At 42.4% G+C, this 14,733-nt stretch carries 14 protein-coding genes; 7 read left to right on the top strand and 7 right to left on the bottom strand.

Annotation, left to right across the window (positions count from 1 at the left end; translation table 11 throughout):
* Positions 1-3: 3 nt before the first annotated feature.
* The 4 genes from J8M00_RS08555 to J8M00_RS08540 form a co-directional block, all read right to left on the bottom strand.
* Positions 4-1,245: an oligosaccharide flippase family protein gene (locus J8M00_RS08555; protein ID WP_211009844.1), complete on the bottom strand. Its 1,242-nt coding sequence runs from the start codon at positions 1,243-1,245 to the stop codon at positions 4-6.
* A gap of 168 nt (positions 1,246-1,413) precedes the next feature.
* A complete protein-coding gene (locus J8M00_RS08550) occupies positions 1,414-2,874 on the bottom strand; it encodes a sigma-54-dependent transcriptional regulator (protein WP_211009843.1) in 1,461 nt (486 codons plus the stop codon).
* Positions 2,875-3,142: 268 nt separating this feature from the next.
* Positions 3,143-3,757, bottom strand: coding sequence for a hypothetical protein (locus J8M00_RS08545; protein ID WP_211009842.1), 615 nt, complete (start codon positions 3,755-3,757; stop codon positions 3,143-3,145).
* Positions 3,758-3,770: 13 nt separating this feature from the next.
* Entirely contained in the window at positions 3,771-5,399 is a 1,629-nt protein-coding gene (locus tag J8M00_RS08540) for an LruC domain-containing protein (RefSeq protein WP_211009841.1), read from the bottom strand.
* Positions 5,400-5,637: 238 nt separating this feature from the next.
* On the opposite strand from J8M00_RS08540, the gene J8M00_RS08535 reads away from it, so the two are divergent.
* From J8M00_RS08535 to J8M00_RS08515, 5 genes are all read left to right on the top strand, one after another.
* Positions 5,638-6,381 (top strand): putative nucleotide-diphospho-sugar transferase, encoded by a 744-nt coding sequence (locus J8M00_RS08535; protein WP_211009840.1) that lies wholly within the window; start codon positions 5,638-5,640, stop codon positions 6,379-6,381.
* 201 nt (positions 6,382-6,582) lie between these two features.
* Complete coding sequence (locus J8M00_RS08530; RefSeq protein WP_211009839.1) at positions 6,583-7,839, top strand: WecB/TagA/CpsF family glycosyltransferase; 1,257 nt, start codon at positions 6,583-6,585, stop codon at positions 7,837-7,839.
* 2 nt (positions 7,840-7,841) lie between these two features.
* Positions 7,842-8,531: a sugar transferase gene (locus J8M00_RS08525; RefSeq protein WP_211009838.1), complete on the top strand. Its 690-nt coding sequence runs from the start codon at positions 7,842-7,844 to the stop codon at positions 8,529-8,531.
* Between the two features lie 225 nt (positions 8,532-8,756).
* Positions 8,757-9,896 carry a polysaccharide pyruvyl transferase family protein gene (locus J8M00_RS08520; RefSeq protein WP_211009837.1) on the top strand — a complete coding sequence of 380 codons (1,140 nt, stop codon included), beginning with the start codon at positions 8,757-8,759 and terminating at the stop codon, positions 9,894-9,896.
* Complete coding sequence (locus J8M00_RS08515) at positions 9,853-10,776, top strand: glycosyltransferase family 2 protein (protein WP_211009836.1); 924 nt, start codon at positions 9,853-9,855, stop codon at positions 10,774-10,776. The genes J8M00_RS08520 and J8M00_RS08515 overlap by 44 nt, the downstream gene beginning before the upstream one ends.
* 35 nt (positions 10,777-10,811) lie before the next feature.
* Here the strand turns inward: J8M00_RS08515 and J8M00_RS08510 are convergent, their stop codons facing one another.
* Together J8M00_RS08510 and J8M00_RS08505 are read right to left on the bottom strand one after the other, a co-directional pair.
* Positions 10,812-11,534 carry a UDP-2,3-diacylglucosamine diphosphatase gene (locus tag J8M00_RS08510; protein WP_211009835.1) on the bottom strand — a complete coding sequence of 241 codons (723 nt, stop codon included), beginning with the start codon at positions 11,532-11,534 and terminating at the stop codon, positions 10,812-10,814.
* 53 nt (positions 11,535-11,587) lie between these two features.
* Positions 11,588-12,082, bottom strand: a complete 495-nt coding sequence (locus J8M00_RS08505) for a peptidylprolyl isomerase (RefSeq protein ID WP_211009834.1) — start codon at positions 12,080-12,082, stop codon at positions 11,588-11,590.
* Between the two features lie 207 nt (positions 12,083-12,289).
* Between J8M00_RS08505 and cysS the strand changes: the two genes are divergently transcribed.
* Entirely contained in the window at positions 12,290-13,669 is a 1,380-nt protein-coding gene (gene cysS, locus J8M00_RS08500) for a cysteine--tRNA ligase (RefSeq protein WP_211009833.1), read from the top strand.
* A 48-nt stretch (positions 13,670-13,717) separates the two neighbouring features.
* Here the strand turns inward: cysS and J8M00_RS08495 are convergent, their stop codons facing one another.
* On the bottom strand, positions 13,718-13,888 hold the full coding sequence (locus tag J8M00_RS08495) for a hypothetical protein (RefSeq protein ID WP_211009832.1): 171 nt from the start codon (positions 13,886-13,888) through the stop codon (positions 13,718-13,720).
* Positions 13,889-14,119: 231 nt separating this feature from the next.
* On the opposite strand from J8M00_RS08495, the gene J8M00_RS08490 reads away from it, so the two are divergent.
* Complete coding sequence (locus J8M00_RS08490; protein ID WP_211009831.1) at positions 14,120-14,584, top strand: RidA family protein; 465 nt, start codon at positions 14,120-14,122, stop codon at positions 14,582-14,584.
* Positions 14,585-14,733: the final 149 nt, after the last annotated feature.

Raw genomic sequence — 14,733 nt, 5'->3', positions numbered from 1 at the left:
TCCTTAGGCGGCTTTGATGGCGCTGAATTTGACAAGAAGCACGTTGATAGCTGGAAATATAAGCCACAAGGTGCTGCTTAAAAGTAAAACAAGTGCAAATGTGTCTGGCTGCTGGGGGGCTATAGCCAGCACACCGATTAGCGATACAGTCAAGCAAAACGCACATTGCTGCGTTTCTAACTTGAATAAGCCTTTGCTACGCAGCATGGCACTGTAGGTATCTGACCATACAGTGGTGATAGCAATCAGGCACAATAAGCTGGTAGTGGTAAAACTCGCTTGCCACTCAGTTGAGAATAAAAACGGCACATAGACTGGCACTAACACGGATTGGCAAACAAAAATGGCAGATACAGCAGTGGTTACCAACATAACTTTTTGGTTCAACTGATTTGTTTGCGCATTTTTTTGTTGTTGGCATACATAAGGGTATAGTGCCGTGATGTACGCTTGGCTAATGGACATTGCCAATCCAATCCCTGCACTTTTTGCAAAACTATAGAGACCAAATAACTCTGGTGATAGTAATCTTGCACCAATAAAGATGTCCATGTTCATGCGCAGTGAACGCAGGCCTTCAGCAGCAGCGAGCTGTGTTGATGAACCAAGTAAATAAAAGAAGGTATCGCGTTTGAAGCCAATTTTATGTGGCAATGTATCAACCACTGTAAAAGCACACAGCCACAGAATAGCGAAGGCCCATTTTGCATAAACAATCGATAACAAGCCCGCGTCAAAGTACAGAGCGACAGCGATGGTGGCATTTTCTAAGATGATGCAGCAGCTACTTATCATGCTAAACAGCGCCATACGATTATCACGCTGTACTAAGAATGCGCGTGTACTGACGATTGGAAACAATAAATAAGTAAAGGCCATTAGTGCGACTAACGTCGTTATATCATGCTCAGGAAATAGCCACTGCGTTGCGTACGCAACACCCAATTGTACAATGCAAAGCAAGATGCACAGTGCCCACTGGATACATAAGCCATTTGATAAAAAGTCTGATAAATCGCTTTCTTTGGCGCGGATAATCTGAGCGCCAGTGCCCGAGCGTAAAAGCAACCGAATAACTTCGTGAATACTCAGAGCCAGCATTGCAGCGCCATACTCCACAGGGATTAGGAACGCTGCCATCGCCATAATGCTGAGTAAGCGGGTTGCTTTAGCAACGACCTCAGCACCTACCAGCCAAGATGTGTTGCGTAGCAGTTGTGAAAGGGAGTGTTTACTTGATTGCATTGGCGCTTCTCAATAATCGGTCATACCTAAACCAATCAATAATTGCGCCAACTCAAATTTATAATTTAACTCTCTGTTAGATATAGTAATTAAAATTTATCGCCGCAGTTTCTCTAGTGTGTTATTGCAAATTGCGACGCATATATTTTTTAATTTGCAAAGTGGCTTTTAAGGTGATGGCTCCCATTTTTGTATCTTGCGATATAAAGTGGAAGGACTGACTTCGAGTAATCCAGCGGCCTTGACGACGTTGTCTTCACAAACCAGCAGTGCTTGTTCAATGGCAATCCGCTCTACTTCAGAAAGAGGGACTATGCTGTTTATCATAGGTGATGCGTTGCCATTTAAAGTGGTATCGGCTGTCGTAGTAGGCAAGGTGTTTTTTGCAGAAGCGACGTTTTTTGCTCTAAAGAGGTCTTCATTCGGTTTTAAGTGCAATTGCTGCATGAGCGTCTCTTCACTCACCATAGGTCCGTCAGACATTACAACGGCGCTGTGGATCAAGTTCTCAAGCTGCCTGACGTTGCCCGGCCAAGCATAATTCAATATGAGCTGTTCTGCCCGTTTCGAAAAGCCGACAAATAGTTTGTTTTCTATCTCGCTAAATTTGTTGAGATAAAACAGGGCAATTTGCAAAGGATCTTGATCGCGATCGGACAGGGCAGGCATATCTATGGCAATGACATTGAGACGATAAAATAAGTCTTCTCGCAATAGCTGCTGCTCAATGGCTTCGAGAGGATTGCGGTTTGTTGCACAGACAAACCTCACATCAACGGTTTCCACCTTCCCACTGCCCACTCGCTGGAATGTTCCGGTTTGAATAAAGCGTAAAATCTTGGCTTGCAATGCCATATCCATTTCGCCAATTTCATCTAGAAATAGGGTACCACCATCTGCGAGGGTTGCAGCGCCATCTCGGTTGTTTGTGGCTCCAGAGAACGCGCCTTTAACATGACCAAAAATTTCAGACTCCATTAACTCCGAAGGAATTGCAGCGCAATTGATACAAATAAGGTCTTTGTTATGGCGAGGGCTTAAATTATGAATAGCTTCAGCCGCGAGTTCTTTACCTGTACCACTTGGTCCTGTGATAAACACATTTGCTCGGCTTGGGGCGGCTTTATCAATACATTTATACACGACTTGCATGGCCAAAGAGCTACCTATGAAGCGTTGAAACTGCGATCTATGTTCACGTTTATAGCGTTTTAAGCTCGCGCGTAGCATGTTGCGCTCGGCAATGAGCATTTTGGTTTGTAGCGCTTGTTCTATGGTGATCCTTAAGTTGTCATTGTCCCAAGGCTTTTGCATATAACCCCAAACTTTACCTTGGTTTATGGCGTCAATCAGCGCTGCTTGCTCGGTAAAAGCGGTGAGCATAATGCGAATGGTATCAGGATATTGATCAGCGATAATAGCGAGTAGTTCATTGCCAGTCATCTCGGGCATATTCTTATCTGTGACAACCACATCAATAGATTCGTTCGCTAATATCTCAAGTGCTGCTGGCCCACTTTCTGCGGTATGAATATGATATTGCTCGGAGCGCAGTGCTCGGCTGAGGGAGCGCAAAATGTGCGGCTCATCGTCAACAAGCAAAATATTAAGTCCTGTTATGTTATCCATCTAAGCGCTCCTTTATTAATTTTTATTCTCTATTAAGATATAGCAGTCTAACTCTCAGAGTTCCAAAGACTTTTGGCAGAAAGTACTGAACAATTAATATTTATCACGATGCGACAAACGCGACCGCAACAAGCATAGACAAAGTTCTTGTTTAAGTATAAAGATCCGGCAATTTTTATTGTATAGATAAAGTGTAATGCACGACTAAGGTATGAGCAGAGAATAAAGTGCGCCCCACGCTAACAGAGCGCACTTTGGTTTGGAGAGCTTACTTAAATGTATGGACTATGGTTTCGTCTGAATCGAGCAGAAACAGTACTTGGTTTGTCTCTAACATACTATCAACGCGCACTAGCATGGTTTTTGCTGTCTGTGGTAGCGTAAGCGTATGTTGTAGCTGTCCTGAAGGATTAAATCTTAAAGTAGCAACCAACTCTTTATTACCCATCAGTTCGTCTTCCACAGAAGGTACTTCTACATCGAACGAATAAATTTTAATTGTTCTTCCTGCTAGAGATTCACCAAACACATTTTCACCGCTGAACTCCATGGTTACTTCGTCGCTGGTTCTAAATTTAAAATCAGGCATGACGTAAAGATCAGTCGAGTCAGTGGCAGCGGATTCTTTAAGCTCTGCTTGTGGCATATAGTCCTCCATAGAAGCAGCTGTCTCTTGAGCTGGTGTTTGTGTTGGTTCGGTTTGCTGCGGTTCACTGGCCGCTGCATTGGTATTTGTCGATACAGCTGGTTGCGTATTTGTTTGTGTTGCCGCAGGTGCTGGCGAGCTTGATTCTGAGCCGCCACCTCCGCCACCACATCCAGTCATCAGAGTTGCAAGTAGGGTGATACTGAACATCGCAGTTAAATTAGTTAATGTTTTCATGGTACGCTCCTAATTACTCTGATTCTGGCATGTAGTAGTGGGTGTCTCTGTCACTGGTTTTATACCAGTCCTGTGCCTGTGTACCGCTTGACTCAACCCAGGTTTCATAATTAGGGTATGCCCATAGCACATCAATATATTCACGCGGGTAGTTGAATTCTTCACTCACTGTCAACGCCCAAGGCAGGTTATCTGCGGTTCTGAAGTAACGGTTTAGGCTTGGATCTGATGAGTCATCAACCTTACCAAAGCGGGTCTGGTCAAATAAATCTGTCGGCGGATAATCAGCCATGTGGACTTCGATTGTGCGATCTGCTGTTCTAAAGATAAAGAAATCTAAATCGGCGATACTCAAGCTTGGTTGTGATGCTTCAAAGGTCACATCTAATGTAAACGGTATCGGTTCAAAGTAACTACACTCTTTCACTGTATTGAAATGCGTGCATTTGCCTGACTCACCAGTTTGGGTAAATAATTGTGTATTACTCCAAAGTTGTAAAACAGCATTACTTTGGTACTCTTCTACCGACTTTTCAAAAGCTTGACCATCTATGGTGATGGTTGCACTTTCGATTAAGCTCGGTACTGTGTTCATTAATCTTAGCGCATACCCGTTTTCATATGCTGCGCCGCGTGCCGTTATCCAACCGTGCAAAATAAACCCACTGACTTCGTTGTTAGCATCAAAGGTTGTTTGAATGCGCTGCTTAACAACTAAGTCGTTTAAGTCGTAGTCACCACGCTGTGGCCAATTATCTTCATAAGCAAGTGTTGAGACACCTGTTTGCGAAGGGAAGTATTGGCTGTGTGAACGTCTAAAGTTGTTCGGGAATTCATCTTGGTCGTCTGGAATTCCGTCAGCATCGCTATCATTGGCCTCAGGCATAACAACGAGGTTGCTCGATTGGATAGCAGTGCCTGGACTACTTTGAACACTGAAAACAGCATCGTTAAAGTCGTTATCACCCCAAGTACGTGGTAAGTCCTCGAAACCAATGACCACTTCTTGCTCTTGCTCATCATATAGCAACACGCAGTGCTGTCTTAAGTCCTCAGTTGGTTCTGGGTTGAGGGATGAAAGAGAATAATAGTATGGGATCTGCCAAGGTTTTACGCCGGTATAATACCAAAAGCCATTTGCAGCTACAAAAAAGCCAATACTGGTGCCTGCTGGGTGTGTACCAATACTGACTCTGTGACCATTGGTTAAGTGCGGATAACTTAAGTTTGGAAACACAATGGTTTCTTGGATTTGATCCGCGGATGTAGGGGGATTTTCTGGATCAAATGTAAAGTAGCCAAAAGAGTTTTTGTAACCAGCACCTTCGTGAATAAAAGTGATAAATACTTCTGCTTCCTCGGTCAAATGAATTGTAGACCCACTATCACCAGTAATGAACGCTTCGTTTACTTTCGCTTCAGGTAGTGCGTTGCTAATTCTCTGAAAGAAGTCGCTTCCATACTGATCTCGTGCATAGATGAGATCACTGGGTTTACCTGTATTTTGATTATAGCCACCAGGCCACACCTGACCTGACTGAAACTGCCATACGTAGTTGCCATCGACTTGTTGCACAGCGACCGCGTTGGATGCCAAAGTGCACAGTGCAGCAGAAAAGCACATCTTTGTTAAATAGCTCATAACGTGTAGACCTTGTTTTCGAATAAGTTAAGTACACGTGAGCAGCAACCATGCCAAAATATTAATTCATTATATTACAATGATATATGGTTTTTAGTGTGCGTTTTAGAGCCTATTTTTTGCAAATTCATATGCATATTTTTTAGATTTTTTAAAATGAAAAAAATATTTTTTATGCAAACTAAGGCTGAGTTTGCTTTATTTTAAAAAAGCGCGAAATCATATTAAGGAGTAGTAAGTGATAAAGAATAAAAGTGAGACTCTGGTATTTAGCGTTGCATTAAATGGCTACCAATGGCGTTATAGCCACTGTATAAAAAGCCAAAAGCAATACGCAAAAAAAATGGGCTATGACTATGTGGTTATCACTCGGCCACTATTTACCTCGTTAGGGGTAGAGTGCTGCTGGCTTAAGCTTTTACTATTAAAAGCAGCGTTGCAAGCTGGTTATAATAATGTGCTGTTTGTTGATGCTGATGCATTCATACAAGACGATTGCCCACAATTAGGATCGCTTTTCGTGGCAGGTAAGTTCATTTATATGGCTCATGGTTTTAGTGGAGAAATTAATTCCGGTGTGATGTTAGTACGTAATACACCGGCAGCGATAAAATGGTTTGAACAAGTACTTGGTGCGATTGAAACCCCAGTAGCAGAGTCGCAAGGGATTGGCTGGGGAGAAAATGGCCATGTGGCGCACTTTGCGAAAAGCTCCTCTGGGTTTCAGTTGATTTCTGATAAATGGAATAATACGCACTCGAAAGACATGAAGGATTATATCCGTCACTTTAATTATGGCCCTTTGAAAAATAGCTTTTTTGATAAAATGGTCCATAAAATCATTTTTAAAGTGAGTAAGATGCTTCTTAAGTGCGATCTCAATGATACCCAGCAACAAGGTAAAAAACTCTCAGTCGTTAATCGTAAATTGCCGGCGCTATTTAACAGAGTACGTCGTATTTATCCGCAATTTAGTAAGTAACTAAGAAGTGTAGCTGTAAGCCGGTTCGTGTTTTTTATATTAAAAATGACTTCTCGTTGTGCTTTGCAAATTAAAAAACTCTATTCAATAGAAAATTGTAAAATGAGATTAAATTCATTTAATTCAACACTTTAAATTTTTCATTTCATTTGGCACAGTCCTCGCAATTACCTCTACATCAAAGATTATGGAGGTAGTAACATGGCTGCTCAGACCAAAAAACATACAACTGCATCGACAGGCAAAACAAATGCAACACGTACTGCAATTAGATCTACGTTTGCATTGGTTTTGATGTTCGCTTTATTACCACTGTATTTACTGAACACACTACTTGCAGTGCTTTTTTTTAAAGCACCACTCAAAAGTGAAAACTGGATAGATGTCGGCGGAGATGTAGTAGCGCTTTATCGCTGGCAAGTTGGCCTTTTCAAATCAAGCGCTAATTTAATTAATGTTGCGTTGGGCCAAGTTCATTTTGTGGGCACGCCCATTATTCGCGGCACAACATCAATTCCAAACGTGAAACGGTTTAAATCGCCGTGCGAGAAAGCCGGGTTATATGATTGTTTGCAGCTACATAATGCCACAGGTCTAGTTGTGAGTGATGAGCTAACGCTGCTTGAGGCCCAAACGCAGCAAAATTGTATTCAAGATGCATTGATGGTTATGAAGCTAGTTATGTGCAAAACGCTGTACAAAAAAGGCGGTAGCAAACAGGCGGAAAGCCACATGTTTGGTATACCGTTCGCCAACACCAAGATGCACGATGCAATTGATTGGGTATGTCAAAATGAACAGTCACAGACAAAATGTCGTGTTGGATACTTCCTGAACGTTAACTCAATCAATTTAGCGGCTAACAACATCGAACTACACAGTACACTTTGCGGCAGTGACAAGAACTTCGTAGACGGATCAGGCATGCGGATCGCAGCGCAGCATTCAGGCATCGATTTGGCGGACAACATCAACGGCACAGATATGCTGCCCCTACTATGCGAGCAAGCTGTACAGACAAAACAGTCTTTCTTTTTGCTAGGCGCAAAAGAAGGTGTTGCCCAAAAAGCAGGTGAGTCATTGCAAAAACAATATGTAGGCTTAGACATTCGCGGCGCGCATCACGGGTATTTTAACAGTGATGACGACATTATCGAGCAAATTAATCAAAGCGGAGCGACTATTTTGCTGGTGGCTCTTGGCTCACCTCGCCAGGAACTATGGCTTGCTAAAAACAAACATCGTTTAAATTGCCAGTGTGCATTGGCAGTAGGTGGCTTATTTGACTTCTTTTCTGGGGCAATACCAAGAGCGCCGCTCTGGATGCGTGAATTGGGCTTAGAGTGGGTTTGGCGCTTAATGCAAGAACCTAAAACCAAGTTCAATCGCTATGTCATTGGCAACCCAGTGTTCTTATTCCGAGTTTTCATTTTAAAACAATCTATCAGAGGGCTTTAATCATGGATATCACAACTAAAATTGCGACAAACGTGACAACTGCATCAGCTCAAGCTGCGAACAAAGTAACTAAGCACCATATTGACGGTGTTCACCATGGCATTCCAGTGTGGTTCCAAAGAACGGTTGCTGCACTCGGTTTATTGGCTATTAGCCCTCTGCTATTGCTACTGATGTTAGCAATCAAACTAGAAAGCAAAGGCCCTGTAGTATTTCGTCAAACTAGAGTGGGTAAATTTGGTCGTCGTTTCACTATGTACAAGTTCCGTTCAATGTATATGCAAGACGACCCGCGTTTCCAAGCGCCTGATCAAAAAGACAGTGCTAGAGAGGGGGTATGTCAAAAGTACATTCATGACCCTCGTATTACTTGCATCGGCCGCTTCATTCGTAAATATTCGATTGATGAGCTACCACAGTTACTGAATGTAGTAAGAGGCGACATGATGTTGATCGGCCCAAGACCTGCTCTAGAAATGGAAGTGGCACAATACAAACCAGCACAACTGTCGCGCTTAAACTCAGAGCAAGGTCTAACAGGTCTTTGGCAAGTAACAGGTCGTGCAGATACGACGTTTGAGCAGCAAGTGCAATTAGACGAACAGTATATTGTTGAACAGAGCATCATGAGCGACGTTAAGATTTTACTAAAAACGGTACCATGCGTAGTAGGTGCAAAAGGTGCATATTAAATTTCAATCCCTTCACTTTACCCAGCCAGTAAGACGTTTACTGGCTTTTTTATTTTAAAAATCCCTGCATATTGCATTTTCGTTCTGCAAATTTTCATATTGAAAACCCCTAAAATTTAACACTCCTTGGTTTTAACTTGTTGATTATTAATGTTTATATTTTTAATTTTGTTTTGGCATAGCACCTGCAATATCTAGTTATATACACAGAGTTGGGAGTAACACATGCAGAGCAAACACGACACCTATGTTGTTGGTTACTACGGCATGCGCAACAGCGGAGACGATGCGCTGATGTTAGCAAGCATTGAGGGGGCCAAGAGAGCATTTGGCAGCAGCAATATTGCGGTTAATGCGAGTAATCAATATGGTCTGGTTAGGCAACTTGATGTGCAAGGCCAAGCCCCTATGTTATTTCGAGGTCATCAAAGATTGACCCATTATCAAAGAGCTTATGGCGCGAAGAAAATTGTATTTGGAGGTGGCTCAGTACTGCACTCAAGTCGAGATATCGCACAAAAATGTCATATGATTTCGCTCTGCGGTAAAGAGTCGAGTTATGCCGTGGGCGTTGGGATTGAGGCATTTAAGACGACGGCAGATGAAAAACAGTGCGCGAAGTTTTTAAACAAATGTCATTTTATCGGAGTCCGCGATGCACAAAGCTTAGATATTGCTAAGTCGATTGCACCTACTGCGAATATCGCTCAGACATTTGATTTAGCGCCTTCACTTCTACATTACTTCGGCAATGCGATTCAATCTATCGAGCGTCGGGGAGTTGCTTTTAATTTTTGCCAGCAGGCTATCAATGCATTTGGTGAAGCTGATGTTGTCAGCGAGCGGGCTAGGATACGAAAGGCAGTCAAGTTGGTCACAGCCATATGGGAGATGACACGTGAAGATGTTTACTTGGTCGATTTTAATGACCATGGCACCTTGGGTGATAACAATGTTCACGAACAAATCTTACGCAAGATACCTAGCTATGTGCCGGTAAAACGCATTCGTTACACGGTGAACCCGTTGCGTCTATTGCAAAGTATGGCGATGTTTAAAGCTGTGATAGGAATGAGGTTGCACGCTGCTGTGTATGCTTACATGGTTAATACCCCCTTTATCAGTTTGCAATACCATAGCAAATGTAAGCAGTGGTCGAATCAAATAGGTATGGCAGATTTATATCAATTTGATGCCAACAGCTATGAACCTCTAGACGTTATCAATATCACCAATCAAGTCGTTTCAGGGCAGTGTATTTCACCAACATTACCCGTAGAGCAAGCGGTCGCTTTATCAATGAATAATTGGAGCAATGAATATGAACAGCATCAAATTCTCAGTTGTCATCCCTCTGTACAATAAGCGTGATTGCATAGAGCGCGCAATAAACAGTGTCGTTGCTCAAAGCCATCAAGCTGACGAAATTATCATTATCGATGATGGTTCAACTGATGGTAGCGCGGATATTGTCAATGGCTTAAAAATCGCGAATATCAAATTGGTTACACAAGTTAACCAAGGTGTATCTGAAGCGCGAAATGCCGGTGCCAACCTTGCGAGTAATGAGTTTATTGCATTTTTAGATGCGGATGATACTTGGTCTCCCTTTTTCTTAAGTCGTATTGCTGCACTCATCGAGCAATACCCTGAAATGGGGCTATATGCAACGCGCTATCAAAAAGTTTACGGTGATAGTGATTATCAAGATGCGAAAATAGCCTTAACCAAATGGGATGCAAATGGTTACGAAATGGATAATTATTTTGAGGTAGCAGCAAGTGGAGACTTGCCATTTACGATGTCTAGCATCGTCGTAAGGAAATCAACGTTTAGAGATTTAGGTGGATTTCCTCGCGGTGAATGGATGGGTGAGGACCAGAGTTTTTATGTTAATTTTGCGCTATACGCTCGTATTGCATATTCCCCGTTGATAGAGAGCTTTTATTTTCAAGGTACGCAAAACAGTGCATGTGATAAAGCACCACCAAAAGAGCTGTGCCCATTCGCTGAGCGTTTACTGTGCGATGTGGCTGAAGGGCGGATTACAGCACGGTTAAAACCTATGGTGTTGAAGTATGTTGGTGCGCATATTTGTGATTTGGCTAAACGCCATATCAAACATGGTTCTTACGATTATGCGGCGCAGTTACTTTCGCACCCGGTATCACGTACTAAACCAATTCATTGGAGCTTATATAAATTGATTTCAGCGCCAATGGCAATATTCTCAAAAGCGGCATAGGTAACCAAGGTTAGTGAGTAGAGTACTTCAGTACTTTACTTGCTAAATTCATGTTGCTCCAAGGACTGAGACTGTTCAGTCACAAGTAAATACGAGCTTTGGCTATACCAATCTCCCAGAACCGTTCTCGTTTTAGTTTGACTTCTGTGTACTTTCGGTCGATGTGTATGGCCATGGATCATATGCTGAACATGGTACTTCTCGAACATATTGGTGACAGCATCATCGGTTACGTCAAGAATACTTGGAGCTTTACCTTGTTGATTGAGTTTACTTTTAGCTCGGGCATTTTTTGCAACTCTGCGACGATACCAAAGTGGCATAGAAAGCATGAGTCTTGGCCACCACCACCCTCGGCTCTTTTTACGAAACTTTTGGTACTCAGTGTCTTGGGTGCACATTTCGTCACCGTGAAGAATAAGCGTTGGGGTACCATACAAATCAATAACAGCTTGTTCTGGCAGCAACGTCATACCGCATAATTTCGCGTAGTGTTCACCAACTAAAAAGTCGCGATTACCGTGGATGAAGTAAATACTTACATTACTATCACTGATTGCCTTGAGCTTTTTAGCAATTGCTAACGCGAGCGGATCGCCTTCATCATCCCCGATCCATACTTCGAAGAAGTCCCCCAAAATATATAAAGCGTCCACATCACTGTCTATGTGAGTATCCAAGAAAGCGTAAAAAGCATTGGTGATATCAGGCCGGTGTTCGGTTAGATGGAGATCAGAAATAAAGTAGGTCTTGCGCATGGTGTCTCTTGTGTGAATAAGAGCGCCGCAGCGCTCAAATTGCAAAGTCGGGATTATTCAGTGATAGACGCACTTTCGATGATGACATCTTCCAGTGGTACGTCTTGGTGAAAACCCGATGAACCTGTTGCAACACCTTTAATCTTGTTGACAACGTCCATACCTTCAACGACTTCGGCAAAAACGCAATAGCCCCACCCTTGCGATGTCTCGCTAGAGAAGTTTAGGAAGTCATTGTCATTTACGTTAATGAAAAACTGCGCTGTCGCCGAGTGTGGATCTGGCGTACGTGCCATAGCCAGAGTACCAACTTTGTTTGTAAGTCCATTGTTTGCTTCATTTTGAATTGGCGCCTCAACTTCTTTTTGGCTCATGCCAGACTCAAAACCACCACCTTGGATCATGAAACCATCAATTACGCGGTGAAAGATGGTGCCGTTGTAGAAACCACTTTCAACGTATTTTTTGAAGTTTGCAACGGTTGCTGGAGCTTCTTTTTCAAATAGTGCGATTTTGATTTCGCCGAAGTTTGTTTGTAAAACAACCATAATGGGTCCTTGAATTACAATAATTAGATTAAAACGCTATTTTATAGTACATCTGCTGAACTACAAAGTGTTGAAATAACTTTGACAGTTTTACTGTTTAATTTTTGTTACCTAGATAGGGTAAAATTCGCCTTTTTACAGTGGTGGCGAGCTTTTTCAAGTGATATGATGCAAAGGTTTCAAACTCGAATTTAGGAAAATCACTACATGTTGCAGATATACGACACACTGACACGTCAAAAGTCACAATTTAAACCGCTTGTTGAAGGCAAAGTCGGCATGTATGTGTGTGGTATTACAATCTATGATTTCTGTCATGTAGGACATGCACGCACATATGTATCTTTTGATGTTATCAACCGTTATTTTCGCTACCTTGGTTATGATGTTACTTATGTACGTAACATCACAGATGTAGACGATAAAATTATCAAGCGTGCTGCTGAGAATAATGAAGAGATCAACGATTTGACCGTGCGTATGACTAAAGCAATGCACGATGATTTTGAAGCATTAAATATCCTACCTGCTGACATTGAGCCGACAGTAACGGGCCATATGGATGAAATCATTGAAATGATTGAGCGCTTAATTGCTAAAAAGCATGCCTATGTTGGAAAAAGCGGCGATGTGTTATTTGATGTTTCAACGTTTAAAGATTACGGCCAACTATCGCAACAAGACCTAGATATGTTGCAAGCAGGTGCACGTGTTGAAGTTGCTGAAGGCAAAGATGACCCACTTGATTTTGTATTGTGGAAAAAAGCTAAGCCGGGCGAACCATCTTGGACATCACCATGGGGAGAAGGCAGACCTGGTTGGCACATTGAATGTAGTGCCATGAGCTCGAAGCACTTAGGCGATTTATTTGATATTCATGGTGGTGGTTCAGATCTACAGTTCCCGCACCACGAAAATGAAATTGCGCAGTCTTGCTGTGCAAATAATGGCTGCTACGTGAATACATGGATCCACACGGGCATGGTGCAGGTCAACAAAGAAAAAATGTCTAAATCTCTAGGCAATTTCTTTACTGTGCGTGAAGTATTAAAAGCGTATGACCGAGAGACTGTTCGTTATTTCCTTATTAACGGTCACTATCGTAGCCAGTTAAATTATTCACAAGAAAACTTAGACCAAGCACGCTCTTCTTTAGAGCGAATCTACACGGCTCTGCGCGGTGTGGAGCTGGTGGAAGTTGAGCTGACGGGCAACGCATACGCCGAGCGTTTTGAAGCCGCTATGAATGATGACTTTAATACGCCTGAAGCTTTACCTGTCATTTTTGAGCTGGCGAAAGAAGTGAACTTGTTAAAAGATTCAGATGCAAAAGCCGCAGGAGAGCACGCGTATATTTTGGTGAAATTAGCTGAAGTATTAGGTATCGCTCAACAGACGCCGGAGAGTTTCTTACAAGGCGAACAAGACGATGATGAAGTCGCTAAAATTGAAGCTTTGATTGAGCAACGCAAAACGGCACGAGCTAATAAAGATTGGGCTGCTGCTGATGAAGCGAGAGATGCATTAACTGCTCTGGGCGTAGTACTTGAAGACAGTGCAGGTAAAACAACTTGGCGCAAAGCTTAATAGCGCGATAAGCATTTTAAAAAAGGAGCACTAAGTGCTCCTTTTTTATTAGCAAAAATACGTATGGCAGGGGCCATTAGAGTGACATGCGTAAGTGGTGCCATTACAACCCGTTTTAGTGCGATAACCACCTGCAATATTAGGTGTTTGGGCATAGGGTAGAGCGCGGCTGTCGTTACTTAGGGTTTTAACTTTCTTTTTATTTAAATTCAGTTTCATAACTAATCCTTTATCAATTTTTATGGCTGTTATCGCCTTTTCATATGCACTCTAGAGTAATTTTTCCAAAAGAGTACTGTAGGTGCATGTTTAGGCTAATATTTGTACGATTTAATTGCCAATGAAAAATTATCAAGTATGGTTATTTGGGGAGCGTGACTGACTCAATTTGGTTTTATGATGAACAGTGGTATTTTGGATATATATCACATTAATTTATGGAAAAAGAAGATGAAGGAAAAGATACTTGTTTTAACTTTATTGGCATTGTCGGGGCTGTCGTATGCCAAATCTGGAAAAGGTAGTCAGGTTGAGTTTTTAAACTCCTATGCCGTGCTGCCTGCGGGACACAATTTACCTTTTTCGGAAGCTGTCCGGGTGAATGATATCGTGTACTTATCTGGCCAAATAGGTATTCAACCTGGTACAACTCAGCTGGTGAAAGGCGGTATTCAAGGTGAAAGCAAACAGACTATGGAGAATATCCAAGCAAGCTTAGAAGCACATGGTTTGTCGATGAAAGATATTGTGAAATGCACAATTATGCTTGCGGATATCAAAGAGTGGCCCAAGTTCAATGAGGTATATACGAAGTATTTCTCAAAACCCTATCCTGCTCGCAGTGCTTTCGCTACAAATGGGCTTGCGCTAGGTGCTCGGGTGGAAGTTGAATGCATGGCTGTGCAAGCGAAATAAAATGAAAATGTGTCGTGCGGTGTTGCTATTCTATAGCATGACATATTTTGTCTTTGCAGTGACGCCGATTGACTCAGCTAGCCTGCTTATTTTCAGTTGAGTAGTACACGCTTAGCCAGTATGTACCCGTTCCGTATATGAGTGTTGTC

Origin of the sequence: Pseudoalteromonas luteoviolacea, from assembly GCF_018100925.1 — a bacterium.
In the GTDB taxonomy this organism is placed as follows: Bacteria; Pseudomonadota; Gammaproteobacteria; order Enterobacterales; family Alteromonadaceae; genus Pseudoalteromonas; species Pseudoalteromonas obscura.
Note: the sequence above shows the minus strand (reverse complement) of the source record. Positions and strands in the feature narration are given on the sequence as shown.